22 protein-coding genes and 4 pseudogenes are annotated in these 24,157 nt (G+C 32.9%); 10 read left to right on the top strand and 16 right to left on the bottom strand.

All coding sequences use genetic code 11. The annotated features are described in order from the left end of the window. Positions 1-67: 67 nt before the first annotated feature. Complete coding sequence (locus SLH52_RS15575; RefSeq protein WP_320210196.1) at positions 68-373, top strand: hypothetical protein; 306 nt, start codon at positions 68-70, stop codon at positions 371-373. A 34-nt stretch (positions 374-407) separates the two neighbouring features. Here the strand turns inward: SLH52_RS15575 and SLH52_RS15570 are convergent, their stop codons facing one another. The 3 genes from SLH52_RS15570 to SLH52_RS15560 all read right to left on the bottom strand — a co-directional run bounded on the left by SLH52_RS15570 (position 408) and on the right by SLH52_RS15560 (position 2,932). Further along, entirely contained in the window at positions 408-791 is a 384-nt protein-coding gene (locus tag SLH52_RS15570) for a hypothetical protein (protein WP_320210195.1), read from the bottom strand. A gap of 513 nt (positions 792-1,304) precedes the next feature. Then, positions 1,305-2,381: a metal-dependent hydrolase gene (locus SLH52_RS15565; protein ID WP_320210194.1), complete on the bottom strand. Its 1,077-nt coding sequence runs from the start codon at positions 2,379-2,381 to the stop codon at positions 1,305-1,307. A gap of 23 nt (positions 2,382-2,404) precedes the next feature. Further along, the gene (locus tag SLH52_RS15560) at positions 2,405-2,932 is read right to left on the bottom strand and encodes a hypothetical protein (protein ID WP_320210193.1); all 528 of its coding nucleotides are present in this window, start codon (positions 2,930-2,932) and stop codon (positions 2,405-2,407) included. Positions 2,933-3,166: 234 nt separating this feature from the next. Here SLH52_RS15560 and SLH52_RS15555 point away from each other — a divergent pair, with 234 nt between their 5' ends. After that, positions 3,167-3,436 carry a hypothetical protein gene (locus tag SLH52_RS15555; RefSeq protein WP_320210192.1) on the top strand — a complete coding sequence of 90 codons (270 nt, stop codon included), beginning with the start codon at positions 3,167-3,169 and terminating at the stop codon, positions 3,434-3,436. 618 nt (positions 3,437-4,054) lie between these two features. Here the strand turns inward: SLH52_RS15555 and SLH52_RS15550 are convergent. From SLH52_RS15550 to SLH52_RS15540, 3 genes are all read right to left on the bottom strand, one after another. Next, positions 4,055-4,192 carry a hypothetical protein gene (locus SLH52_RS15550; RefSeq protein ID WP_320210191.1) on the bottom strand — a complete coding sequence of 46 codons (138 nt, stop codon included), beginning with the start codon at positions 4,190-4,192 and terminating at the stop codon, positions 4,055-4,057. A 280-nt stretch (positions 4,193-4,472) separates the two neighbouring features. Then, complete coding sequence (locus SLH52_RS15545; RefSeq protein ID WP_320210190.1) at positions 4,473-4,625, bottom strand: hypothetical protein; 153 nt, start codon at positions 4,623-4,625, stop codon at positions 4,473-4,475. Between the two features lie 311 nt (positions 4,626-4,936). After that, positions 4,937-5,812: an aminoglycoside phosphotransferase family protein gene (locus tag SLH52_RS15540; protein WP_320210189.1), complete on the bottom strand. Its 876-nt coding sequence runs from the start codon at positions 5,810-5,812 to the stop codon at positions 4,937-4,939. Positions 5,813-6,885: 1,073 nt separating this feature from the next. Between SLH52_RS15540 and SLH52_RS15535 the strand changes: the two genes are divergently transcribed. Continuing rightward, a complete protein-coding gene (locus SLH52_RS15535) occupies positions 6,886-7,812 on the top strand; it encodes a hypothetical protein (protein ID WP_320210188.1) in 927 nt (308 codons plus the stop codon). A gap of 602 nt (positions 7,813-8,414) precedes the next feature. Here SLH52_RS15535 and SLH52_RS15530 read toward each other — a convergent pair. Further along, a pseudogene (locus SLH52_RS15530) lies at positions 8,415-8,626 on the bottom strand (hypothetical protein); the annotation flags it as partial. Between the two features lie 130 nt (positions 8,627-8,756). Between SLH52_RS15530 and SLH52_RS15525 the strand changes: the two are divergent. Beyond that, complete coding sequence (locus SLH52_RS15525; protein ID WP_320210187.1) at positions 8,757-9,002, top strand: hypothetical protein; 246 nt, start codon at positions 8,757-8,759, stop codon at positions 9,000-9,002. A 578-nt stretch (positions 9,003-9,580) separates the two neighbouring features. Next, positions 9,581-9,794 (top strand): annotated as a pseudogene (locus SLH52_RS23440) (IS200/IS605 family element RNA-guided endonuclease TnpB); the annotation flags it as partial. A 27-nt stretch (positions 9,795-9,821) separates the two neighbouring features. Here the strand turns inward: SLH52_RS23440 and SLH52_RS15520 are convergent. The 5 genes and pseudogenes from SLH52_RS15520 to SLH52_RS15500 form a co-directional block, all read right to left on the bottom strand. After that, complete coding sequence (locus SLH52_RS15520; RefSeq protein WP_320210186.1) at positions 9,822-10,361, bottom strand: hypothetical protein; 540 nt, start codon at positions 10,359-10,361, stop codon at positions 9,822-9,824. Positions 10,362-10,748: 387 nt separating this feature from the next. Beyond that, entirely contained in the window at positions 10,749-11,723 is a 975-nt protein-coding gene (locus tag SLH52_RS15515; protein ID WP_320210259.1) for an NAD(P)H-dependent glycerol-3-phosphate dehydrogenase, read from the bottom strand. Positions 11,724-11,996: 273 nt separating this feature from the next. Then, complete coding sequence (gene pyrF, locus SLH52_RS15510) at positions 11,997-12,917, bottom strand: orotidine-5'-phosphate decarboxylase (RefSeq protein WP_320210185.1); 921 nt, start codon at positions 12,915-12,917, stop codon at positions 11,997-11,999. Between the two features lie 235 nt (positions 12,918-13,152). Then, positions 13,153-13,637, bottom strand: a pseudogene (locus SLH52_RS15505) (N-acetyltransferase family protein). 512 nt (positions 13,638-14,149) lie between these two features. Then, entirely contained in the window at positions 14,150-15,535 is a 1,386-nt protein-coding gene (locus tag SLH52_RS15500; RefSeq protein ID WP_320210184.1) for an erythromycin esterase family protein, read from the bottom strand. 60 nt (positions 15,536-15,595) lie between these two features. Here SLH52_RS15500 and SLH52_RS15495 point away from each other — a divergent pair, with 60 nt between their 5' ends. Then, positions 15,596-15,724: a hypothetical protein gene (locus tag SLH52_RS15495; RefSeq protein ID WP_320210183.1), complete on the top strand. Its 129-nt coding sequence runs from the start codon at positions 15,596-15,598 to the stop codon at positions 15,722-15,724. A 579-nt stretch (positions 15,725-16,303) separates the two neighbouring features. Here SLH52_RS15495 and SLH52_RS15490 read toward each other — a convergent pair. Continuing rightward, a complete protein-coding gene (locus tag SLH52_RS15490; RefSeq protein WP_320210182.1) occupies positions 16,304-16,522 on the bottom strand; it encodes a hypothetical protein in 219 nt (72 codons plus the stop codon). Positions 16,523-16,701: 179 nt separating this feature from the next. After that, positions 16,702-17,460 carry a hypothetical protein gene (locus SLH52_RS15485; RefSeq protein ID WP_320210181.1) on the bottom strand — a complete coding sequence of 253 codons (759 nt, stop codon included), beginning with the start codon at positions 17,458-17,460 and terminating at the stop codon, positions 16,702-16,704. 634 nt (positions 17,461-18,094) lie between these two features. Between SLH52_RS15485 and SLH52_RS15480 the strand changes: the two genes are divergently transcribed. After that, positions 18,095-19,171 carry a GNAT family N-acetyltransferase gene (locus SLH52_RS15480; RefSeq protein WP_320210180.1) on the top strand — a complete coding sequence of 359 codons (1,077 nt, stop codon included), beginning with the start codon at positions 18,095-18,097 and terminating at the stop codon, positions 19,169-19,171. Between the two features lie 379 nt (positions 19,172-19,550). On the opposite strand, the gene SLH52_RS15475 is transcribed toward SLH52_RS15480, so the two are convergent. Next, positions 19,551-19,928 carry a DoxX family protein gene (locus tag SLH52_RS15475; protein ID WP_320210179.1) on the bottom strand — a complete coding sequence of 126 codons (378 nt, stop codon included), beginning with the start codon at positions 19,926-19,928 and terminating at the stop codon, positions 19,551-19,553. Between the two features lie 39 nt (positions 19,929-19,967). Next, a pseudogene (locus SLH52_RS15470) lies at positions 19,968-20,841 on the bottom strand (pirin family protein). A gap of 222 nt (positions 20,842-21,063) precedes the next feature. On the opposite strand from SLH52_RS15470, the gene SLH52_RS15465 reads away from it, so the two are divergent. The 3 genes from SLH52_RS15465 (at position 21,064) to SLH52_RS23435 (ending at position 24,087) form a co-directional block, all read left to right on the top strand. Continuing rightward, positions 21,064-21,630, top strand: a complete 567-nt coding sequence (locus tag SLH52_RS15465) for a TetR/AcrR family transcriptional regulator (protein ID WP_320210178.1) — start codon at positions 21,064-21,066, stop codon at positions 21,628-21,630. Positions 21,631-22,705: 1,075 nt separating this feature from the next. Beyond that, on the top strand, positions 22,706-23,251 hold the full coding sequence (locus tag SLH52_RS15460) for a hypothetical protein (RefSeq protein ID WP_320210177.1): 546 nt from the start codon (positions 22,706-22,708) through the stop codon (positions 23,249-23,251). Between the two features lie 683 nt (positions 23,252-23,934). Next, the gene (locus tag SLH52_RS23435; protein WP_413785546.1) at positions 23,935-24,087 is read left to right on the top strand and encodes a hypothetical protein; all 153 of its coding nucleotides are present in this window, start codon (positions 23,935-23,937) and stop codon (positions 24,085-24,087) included. The last annotated feature ends 70 nt before the right edge of the window (positions 24,088-24,157 follow it).

Below are 24,157 nucleotides of genomic sequence, written 5' to 3'. Positions count from 1 at the left end.
AAATATCCAATATTTAAACTAATGATGCGTTAATTCAATATTATAATTTAAGAAAGGAGGCATTATTATGGAAAACCTACGCGAATTACTTGATTCTTTATGTACACCACCTCACCTTGAATCCAGCAAACATGAACGTGAAATTGAATTTACTTTGATTGACTCAACCGATTTATATACTTCTGAATTCCTTCAAAAATATTCTAGATTCAAAAATCATAGTGAGTTCTTTGAAAGTTACTCTGCTACATTTCCAGACACCTACATTCCGTTATCAGAACAAAATAAATTTATGGAGGAAAACACATCCTTTAAAACTTGGGATGATATGTACGACTTGGCGCTAGAACAATGGGAACATAGGAATTCTTAGGTGGCTATCTGTCACCTTATTTATTTTTTGTTCATCAATTTGTATTTTCTTCAACACCTCTTGTCAATCGTTCATTTATTCTGCGAGTTAACCGATACTTTAACCCCGCTTTCCAAAAACGTTGCGTACCTTCTTTAGATGCTCCATTCGTTTTTTGAGCATATGTGTATTCAACAAACATATCATCTAGTTCTACTACTTCATAAATCTTTACGTTTTTTCCTTTAAGAACTTCACCTATTTCTTTCCGTTTCTTTCTGACACTTGATATAACTTGTTTTAAAAACTTGATATGTTCTTCATCTTTCTTCTGTGTCTCTGCATACATATGCTTTTTCTCAAGAATGTGGATTTCTAGATCAAGATAGATTTTCTCAACAATTGTGTCTAACAATTCCTCTGGTATACTTGCTCTCATATTCTACACCACCAAACGAATGTTCTTATGGTATTGTATCAACTATGTGACCTTTTGGCAATTTGTCCTACTACAATAAGTTCATGATTTTTTGTTGTACAAATTATAGGCGATATAGCACCTACTACAAATCCAGCCATATCTTTTAATTCTTCTCTTGATAAACCTCAACGAGTATGTCCATATGTTAGGCGGGCTCCCGTTCCATTTTAAAAAGCCTATCCTTTGGATAGACTTCAAAAATTTTACTTTATTAACCGCTTGTTGGTATTGTATCATCCCGGATATTGGTGACATGTGTATGCACACCAACCTTAAATATTTGTAACCACTTGAGAAGATTGCAACTTATCACTAATTACACATTATCATTAATGTCAGTATAGGATAAATCCCTTTCTCACTCAATTTTATATTTATTTTCATTTATCTCTACTACAGTTTAAACTTGTATCATGTCATTTTTTATTTCTGACTAAATCAACAAAAACGCCTTTTCAGACGTTTTTGTCTTCATTCCTCTATCGGATCGATGCCCTTGATAGTGACATCTTGTTTTTCAAAAAGGAAAGCTTCGTCAGAGAGAGATGGTAGTTCGTTTAAAAGACTGTCTTTCACTTCTCCTTCTATCCTTTTTAGTTCCTCAGACTCTTCTTCCGCTTTATAAACAAGCAAGTCTTCTTTTCCAACATCAAAGTTATAACTAGACTGATCGATATTATAAGGGATTCCTATTAAATACAATTGATCTTCGATTTTTATTTTCTTCAATAAGAGCGTATACCCGTTATCTGTTGAGAAAAGACGTTCTTGTTCTGATTCGTTCAGGTTCGAGAAAGATCCTTCACCATAAATGATAAAGATAAAATCATCGGAATTCGTCCTGATTTCATAATGCCATAGCCGGCTCGAGAAAGGATTTCCGCTTCCCGCTTCAATGTACACCTTATCACCAGGGTATTGTTCAGACAATTGCTTTGTCATTTGAGTTTTCGACATCCCCCTTACCCCTCCATAGGAAGCCAGCAGAACAACTCCGACTATAATGAGTTTTGGGGCCCATTTTTGCCTTCCCGTTTTATGAAGAACCAGAATGAGTGCAAATAAAACGCTAAAGGAAAGAACAAGGAACCCATCGCTCCCGTTCAATACGTTTAAGCCAATATCTCGATCATATGTTATTGGGAAGAATAAAGGCAATCCATTATCTAGAAAATCCATAAATAAATGCCCAAATACGATAGAAAAAAACATCGACATCCAGCGAATCTTCAAAGTCAGTTCAGGAAAAATAGGACGGATCAGAACCGCTATCCCTAAACTAAAAGCTGGAGCCACAAATATCGAATGACCCATCATATACAAACGTACTCCTAAAAACTCCAAAACAGGAAAATCGGTGATACTTGAAAGAACCCCTCCTGCAAATTCAAAGATCAAAGTCAAATCAGGGGCAATCCCCGCAATGACTCCTAAAAACATAAAAAGAAACAATTTCTTTTCCGGAAGATAACGACGACCGATCAAATACGCAACAAAGGCCCCGACGGCGCCGTGATATCCCACTTCACTAATTAATGTTAAAAGCATGATTAAGACTCCTTTTTCGTAGATTATGAAGAACGAGTTTCACCAACCAATTCGTTTTCGCCGGAAAATCCTTTGATGATAACAGGTTCGTCTACTTTCTCGGTTGAATAAAAGAAGATATAATCTTCATAAGGATAGAACTTGATCTCTCCATTGGAATCATTTATGGATATTTTTTCATTAGAGTCATTGACCGAAATTTGTTCAATTTGTTCGCTTGTGATTACACCCAATATCCCTAATGACTCGCTCGGAAACAAGATAATGTCTTCATCTTGATCAGATACTTCGAATACCTCTTTCTTTTCCCCGTTTACGACTTCCATTTCGGTGCTTCCATCATTTCTCGTTACCAAGTTGATTCCGATGTCTTCATCCAAAGCAATGGATTCTACCCAGTTGATGGAAGAATCACTTAGATTTTCTTTCATATACCGAACCAAATCAATGGACGTATAGACCAAAATAATAATGAATATGAGTAACGACCCCACGATGGAGAATCGCATCAAGGGGGTCATTTTTGTTGGGTTAGTCTCTGTCACACACATTTCCTCCTAACAGATTGATTCGTTTTCTATGTTTTGTAGAACGTTTAATGTTCTCTTACTTTTCTAGCATAACATTCAAATCTTACGTTTTTCTTTGTAACATAATGAAGAATTTCTTAAGATTTCTTCATGTTTATAGATGAGCTCTTTTTAAACATAATCATGCAGGTTGTTTTTAAAAAAAATGGAATGATAGAAGAAAATTTTATAAGAAATGTTTTTAGGAGGGTAAAAATGATGAAATATCTAGACGAAAACAAAGAGGCGCTTGTTTCCCAATTAGAAGCTTTATTTTTTTCCTATAAAATCTATCTGGTTGGTGAAGGATATATTGATTGTATTGTGATGAAAAAGAACCTAACGGAATTCGCTCAAGAAATCTCTTCATTCATATACTTTCAAATTTATACTTTAGTTCTTGGCATAGTTGCTATTTGCCCTGAGTATAAGCAGCCTCAACAGAAGGGATTATTGCCGACTGTCTTATCTATGCTAAAGAACTAAGATCTTATTCTATTATTTGGAGTATTAGCAATAAAGAACAGAAGAGTGATATGTACACTTTGATAAGACTGATAAAACAAAAGAAAATACTCCTAACATTACTTTTTAGCACTACTATAAAAATCAATTTTTCCGATTAATAAGAAGTGAGGTCAAGGGGAAACCTTTGGTAGATACGAACATAGAAGCTACCTCTAAAGTGAACGAAATAAGGTTTAAAGCTTTTTTAGATCAAATTAGGTTAAAAGTTATCTATGAGTTAATGCAATTTAAGGAACTTTGTGAGTGATACTTTTCTAAAAAACTAGGATACCTACCCCAATACTTTATCTCCCTTACCCGTAACAAACACTGACTTACTTGAAAAATTTATATCATCCCTATTTAATTTAACTACTAGCCTTAAGAATACATAAATTAGAATAGCGCATTTTCCATCGATGTTATGACATGATTCACGTAAGAGTTCTATCTCTTGCTCAGATAGGAAATTAGGGATTCTTTTACCTACCTTCGGTTCTTTTATTTTTAAGCTGGATTATATATACAATACACTTCAAAAGCTCGATTAAATCTTATACATGGATATTCAAAATAAGCTGATGTTAAAAAATCAGCTTATGGAGATGGGAATCTTGCGGCGGCAAAGATAGTTCCTGCACTATTCGCTAAAACAGTACCAGATTGATTTGCAACAAATGTTACATTTACGATGTCACCAGCGTTTAATTGAACTAATGTGTAGTTTTGCTGCAATTAATAAACCAGCTGCTTGTATAACATCTCTGTCATTTTGATATACTGGTACATTATTTACTCGAATTGCACAAAATGTTTGGTAATTAAGATTCGAACTAGCTTGAAAAAAAACACCAGCATAAATAGAATATACACCGGACTGAGAAGGGATAAACTGTGAATTGGCTGTATTGTACTCATTGTTTAAATCAAATATTTCGTTCGGAAAAATTACAGGAAGTACTGTTCCACTTTGATATGGTTGAGAATCTGCTGCATTTTCTGCTCTAAATGCAGATTAAGGATCCGATAGTCCAGGTGTACCTATAGGTCCCATTGGTCCTTGTGGTCCTTGTATTCCCTGTACCCCCATTGGTCCTTGTTTCCCCGGGGGTCCTTGTGGTCCTTGAGGTAGTGGAATAACTCTACATTTACAATCTTTATCTTTCAATAGTTATTCACCTTCTATAATTATTTTTACTATATATGTATGGATATTATTTATAGGAGGTTGGACTAACATATATAACGTGACTAAAGTGTGCGAAAGTCTATGTTAATTAAGTCTACGGGAGCAAAGCTACGTTATACCAAAAGTAGACTTCTGATTATATAAGATATGAAAAAGTTCCAATTTTTCGTTTCTGAAAAACTAGAACTAATAGACTCATGAATTGCCCAAATTAATAAGTGACGCTTATCTGTATTTCGGATTTGCGCTTTATTGTTGAATAAGTGAACAAAAGTATTGTACGTTTTTAGTTATTTAACATTTAAAATACCTTTTAAATATGCTAAATTCTCATGAAGAAAAGCTTGATGTTTTTCAATACCTCTCCTATTACACCAACCAATTGAATTAAAAGCGTCGATAAAGTGATAAAACGGGAACACTTCTTGTAAATCAACAAGTGCTCGAATAGATTCATATCCTTGCTGATACGCTTGCAATGTCCCAGGATATTTGAGAAAAATATCCCTGTTAATTTTTGTAAAATCCATATCAGTTGATCCGATTCGGACACTTTCAAAATCAATAATGCCGACCACTTTATTTTCACGAACTAAAATATTACCTGGTCTAAAATCCAAATGTATAAAACAAGGTCCGTCAGAAGGTGGGAGTAATTTGATTTGCTTATCAAAATACTGCAAAGACAGTTCGTATAAACTCGGATCAACTACTTCTTTAACATCTATTGCAAAGGAATTAAATTGTCGCTTAATAAACTCAGGCCAAAGATCATACTCATTTGAAACAGAACTATTGAAATCATGCTCATATGGATCAATTGCATGCAGCTTAGCATGATGCACTCCAATATCAAACGCTAATACTGAATCAACCTTCTCTGTAATTGGCACACCGTTAATTGCTGACAACAATAATGCACCAGTGATTTCTTCATTACCTTCCCAATAATCTAACACTTGTGGAACAGGTAAATCATTTTCTATTCGCTTAAGTACACTAAACTCTCTTTCAAGTTTTTGTTTGGAATAAGGAATTTTAATAAATACTGTTCGATTATCCATTAGTAGAATTTTATATACAGTCGAACTAAACGACTGGGGAACATTCTCGACTGCTAACACATTCAATTTAAATTTATCTATTGTTTCTTGTAGCTTATTCATTCTTTCCTCTCCGCTTCTGTTCTGTTTATCTTCTAAAATACGAACAATAAAAACATAAATAAGCATCCATTATCTTCGGAAGCATTATCCTTTTATATGTCCAATTTCATAAATAAAAACGTGCTTCTTTTATTAATTAGTACCTTGCAATAAAAGACTAGAATTCGAGATAACTTTTGCTATTCTCTTCTACACCTATTACATTTCCAACAATACTTCCTAATTTTAGCATATAATTAATATTTATTACTCAATACCTGGCCGTTTCCATAAAGAAAGACGCTTCTCTTATTACCGAAAAGCGCCATTTTGTTGAATAAGGAGGATTTTTAACATCTAATAAAGCAGAATCAAGGTTGATGTAATTACCAATTGATCCTCTGCTATATTTAAGGTAAATGGTAGCCTATAAGGCTCTCTACCTTCCGAGATTCGCACTAATATGACCATCAGTTACTTATCTATATAACACTTCTTATCTTGTGTTTACTACAATAAAGAAAGACCCCCTCCCCTCGTAAAAAGCGTCATAGTGCGGAAGATCATTTAAGTTCCTATTAGCTGGTATTGTTGAATGTTATAAGATATTTAATTCATTAAGTAATAGGTACACACGAACACCCCTTCAACATTAATTAGGATTTTATTACCATTTTAATGTTATTTTTTTGGATTAATGTTATAATTTCGTTAAATATTAGGGGAGGTGAAATAACGATTACAAAAGAAAGAATCTTCAAATATAGTTTCCTCATTTATACATTCATACTTACTTTCAATGGATATGCTAGTTTAAATGGTAGTTTTTAAATGGAGGGGATTCTGCTAGTGTCTTATCTAATATTATTTCAGGTGAAATTATGTTATTTGCAGGACTAACTTCTTTATGCTTTAGTATCTAAAGTTTATTTGTTAATCTTAAAATTGCACCGTTTGAACGATGTTACAAGTATATACATAATGCGAAGAATTTTACATACAAAGAAAACATAAAGAGGAGGAAAACCTTCTGAAAAACAAACACCTACATATAAAACAACTGAGTTCATTTGTTTTTCAAGCGGTTAAATCAGATGAAAATAAAACGTACAACATTTTTAAAAAGTCTACTATTTGGATTTACTTTAATGTTTATATTTATTCTTAGCACTGGCTGCTCGGGAAACAATACTTCGTCAAACAATATTCCACCCATTCAAGAGCAGTTTCCATATAGCTCTGATGACCCTATTACTGAAGCGATTTTATTTGAAGAAGGTCTGATTACTACTGAAGAATTAAATGAATGGTCGTTTAATTTTTCATGGGATGGAACAGAATTATATATCCAAAAAGGTACTATTGGAGACTCCCAAATTTATGTTTCTTATTTCAAGGATAATAAATGGACCACACCCGTTTTATCTATGTTTTCTAATGAAGACAAGTCCTCTTTTGAAGATGGACCTTTTATCTCTCCTGATGGCAAGAAATTCTTTTTTGCTTCTAACCGATCTGGAGGACTCTCACCTAATAAATATGACCTATGGACAGCAGACAAAACAGAAGATGGTTGGGGCGAACCTTATCATTTAGGTGATATCATCAATTCTGAATCTGAAGAATGGCTGCCTTCCGTTGCAATGAATGGAAATCTCTATTTTGCATCAAATAGACCGAGTGAACATGGCAGCAACGGTCAAACAGATATATATGTTTCCAAATTAGTGAATGGGCAATATTCTGACCCCGAATTGCTTACATTTAATACTCCTGCTTTCGAACAGTCACCTTTTATTGCTCCGGATGAAAGTTATTTAATATTTACACGAGGACAAGAGATATATATTAGCTACAATGAAGATGGATCATGGTCAAAAGGAGAAAAAATTCCTGTAGAGATCAGTGATGGTATAAAATACAGTCCTTATGTTTCACCTGATAAAAAGTATTTTTTCTATACCACAAATGGTGATATTAAACAAATAGAAACGAGTGTATTAGATTTGAGAATTGATTAATTGTAGCTCTTTACCATTTAAGGTATATGATCAATGTTAATAAGGGGCGATCTAATAAGTCTATCATTCGGCTATTGGAGAGCCCTTTTAATATTTGTTCTTGTTAACAGAGTAGTATGGGGTTACTCATACCCTGCTACTAGATTGTGTTTGAAGCAGTCTAATCATCAAGTATCATCCATTTCCTTTTTATTGATCTGTTTTGTTTAACTTTTCAATCCTCCACAATTTGGCCCAATTCAGGAATAAGAAAGGACATTACATATAGTCATAAAATATGTAATGCCCCTTAATTTATCTATATTTTTTAATTTAGATTTTGATAAAGCCTTAACCAAAGGAGAATACCTTCGCATCTTTTTTGTGAACAATAATATTTTGCCACTCATAATTCCTCCTATTCTCCTTTTTTCTTATTGAGACTCTTATGTTTTTTATAGGTAATTCGACATTTTGATAACTATTACTAATATATATAATTCTGAGTTGCTACTAGGTATTAATAGAGAAGTAACTATGACACATTATGAAAAAATAAAGCTACTATGATAGGAAGTACATCACACAAAATAGTTCTTTGTTAAGAGAGACCAATCGATGAAAAACCCTGATGTCCTTAATAAATTTACTAGTTTCTCATTTTTATCTAACAAACTGACTTTATATGTGATATAGCCAATTGATAATTTCTGTTCTAAAAACCTCCTAATAATACAACACTATGCCCTATAACATACGAAACAATATTGTATATGTTAGTTAAATCATTAAAAACTATTCCTAAACTCACTAAATAAACAATTGCTTCCAATAATAAGCTCTATAGTATGTAGAGATAAATACTGTTATCAAAACGCTGTTTTCGTATGCTTTGTTTCAATATGGCCAATAATAAATTGACATTTTTTCACTTAATATTAAAATGAAAAAAGGAGGTGTTTTTCGTGAAAAAGAAGTTATTTTGGTTTCCTTTGTTAGCGGCATTAATATCAGTAGGTATTTTATATACAATCGGAAACATATTTGAAATTTCATTTTTAAGTTGGCAATTTTATAAAGAAAATCCATCCGAAGGGGTAATTTTTGAAACGGGAGGTTCGTTTATTCCAATTATAATTGGTTTTATCGTTGGATTTATTACAGAACGAATACTCAAAAATAAGCATAAAAGGAACCCTAACTTGGTATAATACCAAGTTTTTTATATGCTTCTAAACATCTCCACCTTAGAGTAATTCGATTTATGGACTGCACTAAATAAAAGATGTCACACTCGTTCTTTTTGAGCAACCTTCTTGATTTGTTCAAGGTATTAGAACCAATATAAGTAATTATCCAGGTTGCCACGCATTGAAAACGCTCCATAAAGGGTTTTCACACCATCTGCTGAAATGTCAGCCCCCGCACCTATAGGTATCCACATGCACCATCGTCTTCATAAAAAGTTTATTGATTTCTTTTCCCCATGGCTCAAATGGTTTGCAAATTTATTTTCCTTTTCCTTCGTATATTCAACTTTGGCCATGTTCCACTAATCGATTTCCTTCTATAAAAAGAATTTCTATTTCGTTTAATAAATCTACCTAAATGTTTCTTTTCTTAATACCTTCTAGAACTCTATTAATTTTTATTTTGTTCAATCAGTTTTAGTCTGTTCTCTCAATGTCTTAAAAATCTCCTGAATAAGATAGTAAAAATAGAAATGTGATTATTATAGTGAAGTGCTTGAGAGAAATTTCATACTATGCTTAAATATAAGGCTTAATGATACGGTAAAGAACAAGTTGCAGTATCCAAATTTCGCTTCATGTCAATTTTGTTCTCATTGTGGTTTCAAAAATAAGAATGTTAGGAATCAAAACGTACGTATACGGGATAGATCGTCATGCAGAACACATCACGATAGACATATTAACCCGGGACAAAATCTCAGAAATGAAGCATTTCGTCTCTTAACCGTAGGAACTACGAGGATACGCTAGTTTTGAGACAAAAAAGAAGGACTATTATCAGTCCTTCCTTCGACCTTCATCATTAATAGCATTAATTCTTTTCTGTAAATCTTCTCTAATATCTTTGATTGGTGAGTTCTCCATTCTCTCTAAATACTTTAGATCCATACCTTCAATAAAGGACTGGTGAGCTGAATTTAACTCTTTTATTGTAATTAAATCATCTTGTGTTAAAGTTTTTGTAATAAATTTGTCGTATAATAGGTTTACTTCATTAGCTGTATAATACATGAATTCCTTTAATTCAAAGGGAAAGCCTAAATAAGATCTTATTGGCGAATTAGTGTATTCTAAAAGACTGTATGAAAAACTTTTTAAATTGTTTACAGCTAAACTAGAATCCATTATTTCTTCTGCTGTAGAGTCAGAAAGTACATTAAATTGATTTGCAAAGAAAATCTCATTATCAATGAAATAAATATAAAGGTCACGTTGTATTTCTTTCTCTCTCTCATTCTTTTCATATAACAAGTATGATAGTGTGATTGACGTCAACACTAGCAACCCAATTGTAATCTTGATAATTGTTTTTTCCATTTAAACAGTCCACCTTAAGAAGTTATTTCTAATGTTGTTCAGAACACGCTACCTTTACCATCCTCCAGTCCATACATAACCAACATATAGTTTGTATGGGAACATCATTAGCAACTCCAAACAATATTCTACCGTATTGTACGGTAAGTAGGATGATCAAACAATGAAAAGTATATCATGAAATCTAAGTTAAACAATCTAGTTAATAATGTAAAAGTAACACTTTGAACTATAATTATTTAATTGAGCACCACAATCCCCATTGAGGTTACTAAGATATCCCCATTTGAACAATATTGCTTAAAACATAAAGAAAGACGCTCTCAGTATTATTACTGAATAGCGCCATTTAATTGAATATGAAGATTCACCTTAGCAATTCTATTTTTATTGGAACTCGAATTTAACAGGTCTTAAAAAAAGATTCTCTAAAGTAACTTTTGCATCTCGATTCCTAAATAAAATATCATATAGTGCGTTACAAATTGGAAGTTCAACATTGTATTGTTCAGATAGCTCTTTTAATGCCTTGACTGTTGATACTCCTTCTGCCAATTTCTCAAACTTTTCACCTGTAACAAAAGCTTGTCCAAATTTCCGATTATGACTATGTAAAGAGAACAATGTTGCCTCATAATCACCTAAATGACTCAATCCATAGATTGTTACATCATTACCTCCCATAGCTGTAACAAGACGTGAAAGTTCCCTGGTCCCTCTCGCCATAAGTGAACCTTTTAAACTACTGTAATTCAATCCATCCAACATTCCCGCCGCAATTCCCATAACGTTTTTCGTAGCTGCTCCTATCTCGTTTCCAATCATATCTTGTCCGTAGTAAAACCTTATTAAATCACTACTAAATGCTTGAACCATTTTTTTAGTGATTTCGATTTCTTCAGAACCAATTACCATACAATTCGGGATGCCATTTATAAAATCTTGTACATGCCCAGGCCCTACCCATATTGCTACATTGGTATTATTACCCACTGTTTCACTGAATACTTGAGATAGCCTTTTTCCACTTGTAGCTTCTAGTCCTTTCATACATAAGATGAAAGTTTTTCCTTGTATTTCATTGATTAAGCTTAATCGACTTGCAAACGAACCTAATTCCTGAGCACTTATAGAGATAATTATGACCTCAGCAAATGAAACTGCTTTATGTAGAGAATTACTTAATTCAATATCTTCAGATAACGTAAGATAATCATTCCTTCTAGTTTCATCTAATCTAATGTAATTTTTAGAGTTCTCTCTCCCCCACAACATTACATTATGACCTATTTTGTTAGCATACCACGCTATAAATGTGCCCCAACGCCCGCAACCAAGAACTGAAATATTCAATACTCTCACCTTTGTCTGTATTTTTTTTATTTCAGAAATTCCTTTTTCAATATTTAGTAAGAATAACATTCCACTTATTTAATAATACTGTCATTTAACTTAAGAACTAATATTTCTAATGTTCAGTACTTACATAATACTTTTTCACAGAATATGTCATTCAAATAAAAAAACTCTTATCTAAATTTCAGTTTTACGCCATTTTATTGAATACGAAAAGCACAGTTATTTGTACACATATTCCACAAAATCTTTGTTATCAGAAATTATTTGATTAACATTTTAGGAGTTTGTGTTAAACCGAACATTATTGATCTGTTGTTTTGCTGTAATGGTTACATCTGCAATAGATTTAGCCATTTGTTCTTTTGAAATGTTTCTCCAATTTTCATCTTTTTTATTAAAACAATAGCTATACGTAATTCCTCTGGATGAAGAGATAACAGCTCCTAACCCCTTTTCATCAAAGAAGACGGCTAAATCTTCTGCTTTGCCTCCTTGTACTCCTAACCCGGGAACTAAAAAGATTGAATGTGGTAACAATTCTCTTATTTTTTTTGCGTCAGATGAGTAGGTTGCCCCTACTACTGTTCCAATAAATGAGTAGTTATTATCACCTTTAGTTGCTGAAGCTACAGCATTTATTTCTTTCGCCATTTGCATGTACAAGATTTCGCCATTTTGTAGTTTTAAATTCTGAATTTCGGATGAAGAAGGATTTGATGTTTTTAGTAACAAAAATAGACCTTTATTGTTTTCTTGTGCAACCTCAATAAAAGGATTGTAGCCATCACTTCCTAAAAAAGGGTTTACAGTTACCATATCACCGGATAAGGATTCATTTGTTAAAAATGCTTTTGCATACGCTTTTGAAGTTGAACCGATGTCTCCTCTTTTTGCATCGTTAATTACAATTATGTTCTTTGACCGAGCATATTGTATAGTTTCTTCTAAAGCTTTAATTCCTTCACTACCATATACTTCGTAGTAAGCAAGCTGTGGCTTTACTGCTACTACGTGATCACAAACTTCATCAATTACTAATTTGTTAAACTTTATTATAGCATTACATATTCCTTCTGTTGTTTGCGTATCTTTGTTTAACAAGAAGTCCGGGAAATAGGATATATCAGGGTCTAACCCAACTACTGCTGTGTTTTTTTTGATACTGTGCTCTATCAATGTGTCTGCAAAGTTTTTCATATGTTTGGACTCCTTAGTTTGATGTGATATATCTTTCCATTATCAATAATAATAGATTTTCACATCCAGATTTGCGCCATTTTGTTAAAGATCAATTGATCTTTTATTAGCTGTATTATTGATTAATCTATGTTAATGCAATGTATGAACCCAATCAATAACGGTTAATAATTACAAGAAATTTACCTTGAATGATATTATCAACTTGCGCTAAAAATGCACTCATATGTTAGCTTTAAGCTTTTAACACCATTCTTACTGTCTTTAGGATGTGACCATCAAAATCATCATCAAATTCTTTGACAACCTCAAAACCTTTAGCTTCATAAAAGGTCTTTCCTATTTTATTATCTTTTTCAACATTTATATAAATCTCATTTACACCATCTAAACTTTCAATCCCCTTCTGTAACAATACTGAACCTATACCCTTGCTTGTTGTTCTGGATAAAGATAAATAGCCCCTAACTCAACTTTTCCATCTTCTCTTACTGGAGAAAAGTTAGCAAAACCCACAACTTTACCTTCTATTTCAGCTACAAAAAGAGTAGAACGTTCTAATCGTTGCTTCATCCTTTCATCATTGTAAGCTGAATTTAAGAAATTTTCTTGTACCTCTAAAGGAATTATTCCTTCATAAGTAGCGTTCCAAGTTATTTTTGCCACATCTTGAACTTGTTTTATATCTTCTAGTTGCATTTTCCGAATTTCATATGCCATTCTTATCAGCCTTCCAAGTTGTTATTTAATTCCAATATTTTTTAACAGTATAACATTTGTTCTGATAAAAATGGACATTTTCTGTTTGCGTATTAAAAAAGAGATGCAAAAGGCATTATGGTGAACAATGCTCTTTTTCATCTGCGAAATATTAAGTTATCTTCTCTAATAAGTTGCTTCTAATTTTATTGCTATATGTAATGCTATTTCATGTTTTGTACTTCAAATTCGAACTAGTTAACATTAGATTATCACGCCATATTGTGGAATAACAATTTTAGGTTGAACACTAGTAAAAACTAATAGAATTAATGACCATTTGGTACTAAACAGGTAGGGAAGAGTTCCGCCAGCTTCACTACTCTAGTTACAAGATTTATCTATCATTTTGAGGGATTGTTGATAAAATAAATTTCACATTATAATCTGACTCTGTACCTGTTAACACATTTTGAAATTTCTTTTTGCCACTATTATCTTTTTTGATATCAAAGATTCCTCACACTCTCGATTTACTGATATATTGGTCGATTCGCTTGATCTATTAAGATAAGACCATCATATTGCTCGCTAGGGATGAACGTTTCTTCTAGATATCCCCATGCTTTTCCTACCGTATCGGAATTCCACCAATAATCAATTGTTGGAGTGTCTTTTATCGCAATATTTAAGAAAGTTGTAGAGAATTTGGATTGACTTAGACGATTTTCTATAGAGTTTTCCTTATGATTTTCAAATACATCAAATACTTCTCGATTATTAAAAGTATGCTGTCCACTATACATATACAACCCAATAATAAATGATTCATTTTTAATTGAGTCTGGTAGCAACTCCACAAAATTTACAAACGGGACGCTACCATCGGCTATTTTTACTTTAGACCTGTTTTTCATTATATGGGCATTATGAGCCCATATAACGAACTTCTCATTTGGATACATTTCTTCTAAGAGCCATATTAAATTCTCTGACATTATTGCATCTCTTCGTTCTTTTCTTTCGGTTAAATTTAATTGTATGAAATACTCTTCATTATATATTTCTGTTAGACAATCGATTCTTTGCTCAAAAATCTTTATAAATAATTTCTCATGTTGATCATTCAAAGTCCTTGATATTTGAGAATCACTATTTCTAAGAATAGCTAATAAATTTTCATACTGAAGAATCAATCTTTTTCTCTCTTCATCCCACTCCGTAGGTAATTCGGTAAATCCCTTTCTCCAAAAATTATTACCGTTTTTGATTAATTCATCATAACCTATCTCTGCTTCTTTTATATTTTCTGCAAAATCTTTATTTATACCTTCAAAATATTCATAAAGTATATTTGAGTTCTGACTAATATATCCCTGTAGTTGAATATCGAACCCAACCATATCAATAAACTTGTCTGAAGACTTTTGTTCTTGAAGATATTTAAATAAGTTGACGTTATTATTTGTGTTCCAGACACCATGGAGCGCATATTCCAATGCTCTGTATGGACTATTATCTAGTAACAGCTCATTTGTTACATTTACATCTGCCAAGCCACTTTCAAAGGCAACCACATTGTAATTTAACTCTTCATGTAAAAATTTAATTAATCTACTCTTTATTAAGCTATATTCTGCTACTCCATGAGAGCTTTCCCCCAACATGACTACCCTTTTATTACCTAAGATATCTTTAAGGAATGCTAGATCGTTATAATCTGTACTGTTTAATTGGATAGACTTGTAATCGTTATTTTTTTCATTTTGCATATGAGCCTTTTTGTCATTTGTATTTAATTCAATATTATTTTCTTCTACACTATCTGTAGTTTCTTGATTTATACAAGCAAATAAAATGAGCACAGCTAGAGTTAAAGATAATATAGTAGGAATGCGAAACCGCTTAAATAAACTCAATGCATGTAACCTCCAACCTCCATATTTCACATTTTTAGTTTAAAAGAGGAGTTGAGTGCGGTGGATATCACAACCAATACTGATTATTTCTCCTCTGATACTTTGCAAATAGACAGCAACCCTCTCACTTATGCAAGACAAACACCACTTTTATTTTTCTTTGTACACTTTAATACGAATATTCCATGAAAAGGTTCCATTATTTTCTTATAACCCCAATCTTAGTAATAAGAAATGGCCCTAAAATCAAGAAAAGCGCAAATCCTTTTTACAGATTAGCGCCATTATGTTGAATAACAATTTTCAGATTGACCTTTAGTAAGATAAACTAATATACTCATAAATCATTGTGTTTCTATTATTATCTATAAATTATAAAAATCCTTATACCTTTGCCCATAATTTTACGAAATAAAGAAAATACCTACACAGTTTAAAAAATTTTTAATAGTTGGAGGTTTTGTATATACCGACGATATGTTCTTTTTTTCAAGGATAGTAAACTATCCTTACTATGTAACAATCAACTTATTAAAAAAAAGACTAAGAATCACTTATTCTAGCTGACAACAAAGTTCTCCTTCGCCATTTAACACTTCCATGAACTCCTTATAGTTACACATAATGCTAGTTATTGCTTCTTCCCAATCCTCTACGAATCCCCACCGAAAGATAGCTTAATCAATTAGAGTCCTTTAAGTTTTTGTATCTAGGTAGCACCCACTTCAAGTAACCCGTAAAGGTGCTAAGAAACGTGTAGTTCACAAATCACAATAAGTATTCTACAACTAGTAGAGATCTCATTTCCTTATGACCGGGATCACCACAAAACGTTAAACAATTGATTTCATACGTACCTGGTTCTAAGTTAATTGTTGCACTGTCTCCATCCATTACTTTTGCAATAATGTTATCCTTATCATCATTTCGTCTTAATTTGACCCCATGAACACTCGCAATATCTTCATAATTAAACGTTACATCCACATTCGCAGGGATGGTGTATGTTTCTTGATCAAATTCCCAATTTGAACCAATAACTGTTAATTCATGACTTCCTTTTATGTCTGAAGAAGCAGAACCTTCATCGTTAGTTGTTCCAAATGCTGATAAAATTAAATCCTATATACAATCGGGACAGGCCAAAGTGCGCTGGTACATCTTTTCTATCTTAACCATTCTTTACCTTCCAAATATTTTACCCATCTTTCATATATAGTCTCAGTAGAAGCGTTCATAATAACTTCAATGTTGTTGGGTGTTCTAATAATATTGTTTAATGCATCTATACCATATTCATCGACAATATATTGAATCAGAATACCAGAATATAAGTAAGCTGTAGACCCTGCTTCATCAAAGTATACAGATCCTGACTCCAATTGTTCTAGAGTTGGATAATCGTTGAAGGTAGACCTAGACTTAATACCCTCATCAAGCTGTTTAGAAGCATATTCTGCGATACCTTCGTCTAGCCATTTCACACCTGCAACAGACGGGTTAATTTGTTGAATAACTGCATGAACAAATTCATGGATTAATTGAAACGAATATTCTTCTTGAATTCCTCCTATTAAATGTGGAGGTGTATACACTTTAATAATATTTTCCTTTGATACATAAGTACCTTCAGTTTCACGACCAATCATTTCAACAAATTCTTCTTTATCGGCATAAACGTGAATAACAACTTTATTGTTATTTTCGTATTTAAACATATTGGTAATACGGGGATAATTCAATTCAAACGATTCTGCCAGTATCTTTACCACCTCTTTTTCATCTTCACCTGAACTTGGACTGTAAAAAAGACCATGCTCTGTTTCTTGTATAAGAACTAAATCTGTGTTTTTGTTGGAACAGGCACTAATTGATAACAGAATTAACAAAATAAAACTAATCATTACAATTGATATTTTTTTCACCTTTCTCCGCTCCCTTATCACTCCAATTAACTTCTCTATCTATTTCTACCATTGAATATCTGTTGTTTTTAAAACTATAGAAAAATTAAAATGACTTAACTCTAAATATTTATATATCAAAATTACTCAAACTAAAATTTTTTTCTGATTATCTTTATTGATAAGTAATACGAAAATTGATATGAAATGTTTCATTTTTTAAAAATATTTCTGTTTTACTACAGAAATGCACCAGTTTGTTGAAGATTGCTATTTTATTTTACTATAAATATCTATGGGGTTTGGATTTAAATACCTTGCCATTCAAGACATATCAAACCTAAAAAGTGGAGGAAATTGTGGCATGTAAAATAAATTCCATCTTGAACAAATTGTATAATAAATCCATAATTGGAAGAGGGCATAAATTTCAAAGCATCTTAGAACTTAATCCTCAAATACGTTTAAGGGAGTGATGATGTTTGGTTAAGAACAAACAAATCTGGAAGCGAATGAGAGGTTTATATTTTTAGTTGAATAAAACCTCTCATAAACTCATGGGAGGCAAATGAATATGATGTACTCAAAAAACATGGTTGAAGGAATTGAACTCACCAGCCAAAACTTTTATAAAGCAGCAGGTCTTTTTGAAGCGTTGAAGCATCAGTTATCAATTAAAGCGGTCATTAAAGGTACTGTACCTGGCAGGGTTTTTCTGTCTAATGACTGTGCATCAGCACTATTGACAAGCCCTCAAGGTATTTTTCTAGGTGGCAGTACAGAGAACAACCGATTTTTCGAAGAAACCAATAATTTAGTCAAAGAGGAGCTGCTACCTGAGCTTGCCTCGAATGGAGAGTTAGACTATGTACTGTTTTATCCTACAGAAGGAAAATGGGATACTATTCTCCAGATCGTAATGAAAGATTTATTGCCTATGAGAAGTGGGCGAATGACCTTTACTCACAATTTAAGCAGTATCAACGTTCCCGATGGTAATAGTATTGTTCCCATAAATGGCAACTTATTGCAACGTCAAGATGTAATAGGGCTTAGTGAAGTAAAAAGTGAAATTCTAGAGAATTGGCCTTCAATAGAAGCATACGAGGATAAGGGCTTCGGTTGTGTTGCTATACAAGATACCCATCAGGGGCCGACTATTATTAGTTGGTGCCTTACAGACTGGGTAGTTGATGATGAGTGTGAAATCGGTATTGAAACAAATAAAAACTATCGAGGTAACGGATGGGCACGAAAAACATCATTAGCTATACTCACCCTCGCAAAACAGAGAGGTATCAGAAAAGTTGGTTGGCAGTGCTGGTCAAACAACATAGCTTCTCAGCGAACAGCTCTGTCTGTTGGTTTCATGCCGTTCGCGGATTTCCCTGTTCTCTTTGGATGGACTCATCCTTTAAACAACCTTCTTGTCAACGGCAACCATTATATGCGTGGTGATCGTAAATATGGTGTTAAGAAAGATTATGCCCGTGCTGCTTGGAGTTATGCTCAAGCACTTGATAAAGGCTGGGACTGTAATGGAGATATGGCATTATATTGGAATGCAGCCTGTATGTTTTATTTGACCGGTGAAATGGAACAAGCGAGACATTATTACAAAAGGGCTATTGATATGGGGTGGAAAGATATCCATCAACCACATTATCATGAATTTGTTTATAAAGAAAAGAATAGCGAACAGATTGCTAGCATACTTTCAGAGTCACTTTAGAAATTAGTATAGCAAACACTTCCTTATTTTCTTAGATTCTATAATCATGATAAACATACTACTGCCAAAACTTTAATGATTTTTTTGAATCAACTTTCTTAATAAAGCTAACGCCCAAGGTAATTTCAGTTGAACTACACCGTAATGGATCAGATTCCTTCGACTTTTTGCAGTTAATATAAAGTAATTAGTTAGATCTTAACACTTAAAATTATGACAGAGGTTGCTCCTGAAATTTGATTCTCAACATATTCAGGACAACCTCTTTTTACTGCTTTAATAGAAATACCCTGTCTATTAGTTCAACAACATGACCTTAAAATAAAGAAGAGCACTGGATTTGAAAGATTTTTAATCTCCCCTTTTTTAGTAGAAACTTTTACAAACTAAAAGGACCAGAACCGTAATAAAGAATCATTAATGTTGTACCCATAAGAGCAAGGTTCTTAAAAAAATGCACACTCTGAATTTCCTTTTGTTCATCTGGCAATCTCCAAAAACCGTGGACAATAAAGGTTGTCGGTATTAGAAAAATGAAAAGAAGAAACGCCCCAATTTCTGCATAGAAGCCAATAGCAACACTTAAGCCACCTACTAGGGCAAATAAACTCATAGCAGCAGCAGACAATTTCGGAAAAGGAGCTTTAGTCATCTTCACCATCTCTATTGTATTCGAAAAATCTTTTAGATGATTAAATCCTGCCGAAATAAAAATAACTGAAAATAAAGTTCTTCCAATTAAATATAAAATATCCATCAATTTTGTCTCCTCTCATTATATCTTTGAATATTATTTCTACTTTTTTACTGCAGGTGGTCCAAATACTCCTCGCTGAAGATCTCGAAAAGCCTCCCTGATTTCTTCTTGTGTATTCATCACAAATGGTCCACCAAAAGCTATTTCTTCCCGAATAGGAATGCCTGAATAGATCAACACTTTGGATCGGGATACCGCCTTTATTTTTAATTCACTAGGGTTAGACACGGTACCTTCTTCATTAAAGGACAAGGTAGCCGCTCCTGTTTTAGCTACCTTTGTTTTACTTTCTCCGAACGCCATCTCTCCTGCCAACATGTACAAGAATGAATTATGATTCTCAGGCAAAACATGTGTATATTCTGTTCCCTCACCAAGGGTGATTTCTGACATCGTAATTGGCACCAAACTTATCATCGGTCCAGTTGCTCCAGCGATATCACCAGAATAAACGCGAACAGTTCCTCCATCGACATTCACAACAGGGGCATCTTCAACGCGAATATTTTGATAACTTGTTTCTGTTTGTTTCAGACCTTTTGGCAGATTCAGCCATACTTGTAAAGTATGAATAAGGTCATCATCCAAAAGCCTCTTCCGCATGCCTAGCTGACCAACCTGCATTCATGTACTGAACATCACCAGCATCCAAAAGGCTATAACCGCCAGCATTATCGATATGTTCAAGCCTTCCATCAACAACATATGTTACAGTTTGAAAGCCTCTGTGAGGATGATCGGAGAAAACTCCACGCTTATACCAGTCTTCAGCCATAAGAATAAAGGGGGAAAATTCTTCATTCTTTTCAGGATTTAAAATAACTCCTTGTTGAACATGAGGGTATCCATTTTTATTATATTTTGGATACCAAAATTCTCTTACTTCTCTATTAAATGTTGATTTACTTGACATCTCAATTCCTCCTTATCACCTGCGTATTAGTCATTTAAATTTCGGGCAGTTTCAGATACTGCACTTATTTTACAATCGTTGCATAAGGCAACACTTGTTGTATAATTAGATTATAGATGTAGTTAGTTTAATATCCTAGCAACAAAAAACTCACTTTGTTGCGTAAGCCACAGTTAATGTAAAATGTCTAAAACCATTTTGGAATGATGGAGGTATATCTTTATGGTTAAGGGAAACACAGACCTACGTTCAGTTCGAACAAGGAAATTCATTATTGATTCTTTTATAGAACTTTTGGAAAAAAAGGCTTTCAATAGTATTAAGATCAGTGATATTACGTCAGGAGCCATGATTAATCGAGCAACCTTTTATCACCATTTTCTCGATAAATATGATTTGCTCGAAAAAGTAATAAAAGAAGAATTAATGAAGAATGTACTTCAGGAACTATCGAATAATAAAGAGTTCAATGAGGAAATGCTGAAGAGTTTATTCTTATCCATTACAAAGTTTCATATGAGCTTATCTGACCGATGCCAGAGAAGTTATCATGATATGGCTGTAAATATTGAGACTCTATTAAAGAAGGAACTTGAACAGATTATCTTTCAATCACTATTAAATAAGTATCCGGATCAAAGTGATGAAAAGCTAAGAATGATTGCCACTATGTTAAGTTGGATGATTTACGGAGCTTCAATCGATTGGAAGCAGAACAGCAGTAAATCATCAGAAGATTATTTGAAATATGCAAGTTTGTCTATTAGGGAATTATTAAAAATGGAATAGCTTAAATTTTTGGGAAGGCATGTAGATTCGAATTTCTTCCTTTTATCACATCCATAACCATTACAGTCTCATCTTTAATTTGGCAATTAGGGAAAATGAAGCTTATGCAACAATAACAGAATTTTGTTATTTGAGTGAGTGAAGCTGTGCCTATAATAAAATTTCACAACAACTGTTCTATATACGACAGTAGTTGAATGCTATTTATAAGAGTATATAATATGACAAATCATGTCATATTACCTTCTCAATTTTGAGACAAATTTGATGAAACTACTCTCTCTACTATTTAATAGTCATTTTCCACTTCTCTCAATATGGTGTACCCATTAGAGACTAACTAAAAGTCATGAAACTTCTGTAAGCTACTATTATATAAACTAGAATTGAATGTGATATACATAGATATACAAAGAAGCTGACGTTATTAAACGTCAGCTTCTGGGAGTATTCATTGCTCTAAGATAATTGTATTTTCTGCAGTGAAGGTCGTATAAGCATAACTGATTGACCTGATGTTGTAGTTAGCAGTTCGGCAGAAATTACATCATTAGCATTATCTTGATAATGGAAGATTTATAACACCTGGATTAGAATCGGTAACAAATAACTGTGTATCCATCTGTATTACATTATTAATTGTTATCCAACGTTAAAATCAAGGGAAGCAGCATCTGTAAAATCAGTTGCATTTACAGTAAATGAAATTTCATAGTCTCCGCTATTTTGCAAAGTGATGGAAACTGTAGCAGGGATTCTCTTTTCAATACTTGATATAATAAGGGTATGGAAAATTCTCCCTGTTTTTTTGAAAGGAGAAAACAGGGAGAGACGATGATAATTATGGTGTACTATATGTTATATAAGTTATTTCCGCAGTCATATGATCTGCATTTATATTCAAAATTAAATCACTACACGTTTTAACTTTTAATTATTCATATTGTCCTTAGTAAACACAATCTATCTTGTGTTTACTAAAATCAGCTTTTTTACTGAATTATAAACCTATACACATCTCTAACTCTCTGCATCTTATAAAGTATATAGTTTTATATGAAGTGGAGGTGAAATAATGTCATATATATATTCCAAATCTAAATGTGGTTGTAATTCCAAGAAAAAATGCGTGTCATTTACAAAAACTTTTACTAATTTAAACCCAATCACTATTAATCAAGATGCAATCGCAACACCTTATCCATCAAACATCAGCGTTTCTGGCTTAAAAGGGGAAATTACTAAAGTCACTGCTACAATTATTGGGTTAAGCCATACACACCCAAATGATATACAAATCCTACTATTAGCCCCTAGTGGATCTACAATATTTCTTATGAACGATATTGGATTTAATGTTCAAATTAATGACGTTACACTTACGCTTACTGATGATGCAGAAGATATTATCCCTTCTCCAATTTTTTCGGGTACTTTTAAACCAACAATAGACCCTGATAATCCCCCACCTCCAGCTCCTCATAGTCCACAATTAAGTATTTTTAATTCTGAGGACCCGAATGGTATATGGTCATTATTTATTTTCGATAATGATGGAAGTGGTCAAGGTAATATTGCAGGTGGATGGCAAATCACAATAACAACGGAAATGTGTGTTTAACTGAATGCCATTTGTAGGACTCTATAAAGGGCATTCATTTTTTTAGTAAACACAACTATCAATAAGTTTCGTAGCTTTTTAACATGAAACTACAATTCTCTCCGCCATCTATTTAATTCTTAAGTCAAGGTTTTTTCATTTGTTCGATCTGTGCTTTTTATCTCATTCTTACATCATTTTAATTCTCTTGATAGCATTCAGATTTTTGCGAGACAACCAATCTCTATAATTATTAATATCTTGTTCGGTTTCTAAGTTATTTGTAATTACAGTCAAGAAATCGCTCTCCTTGTTGCACTTTCTTTGTCTACTGCGAAACATAATTGCTATTATGTTTCATTAATTTTACAATCTAATATTTTGCTATATAATAAATGGTAAGGATTTCTATAACATAAAAAATTCATGTTTGGAGCGATTAACATTGGGCAGCTTAGCATTTATTGTATTAACTGTGCTTTCGGTGATACCTGTGGCCATCATATACTGGATAGGAAAGTTTTTCAGAAAGCAGCGATCCGTTTAAACTAAGTTTCTTCATGTGAACGCCCTCCATTCTTGGGGCGTTTTTTGCTTTAGTAACCACAATGCTTAGTATGTTTTAGAAACTGAACTAACCGAATAATCTACTTTAACCATTCATTGGATTAATAAACTTAGGTTTGTAAAAAGGTGGTATAGATATGGTGTTAGCCTATGTAACGAAAAGTGGTAGAGCTGAAAATATTTCGGTCATTGATACTAAAACTCATTCTGTTGTTTCTACCGTAACCGTAGGAATTAATCCACTTTTTTATTGCTCTTGGAACTTTCCCTTTTGTTATTGTTTAATATAGGCAAGAGAAGAGGAAATTTAACCTTAAAAATCTTATAAATTTAGCTGAATCAGATATTGATGAAACCTAT

Source organism: Cytobacillus sp. IB215665 (assembly GCF_033963835.1).
Taxonomy (GTDB): Bacteria; Bacillota; Bacilli; order Bacillales; family SM2101; genus Nanhaiella.
The sequence above is the reverse complement of the archived record's forward strand: the minus strand, read 5'-3'. Positions and strand labels throughout refer to the sequence as shown.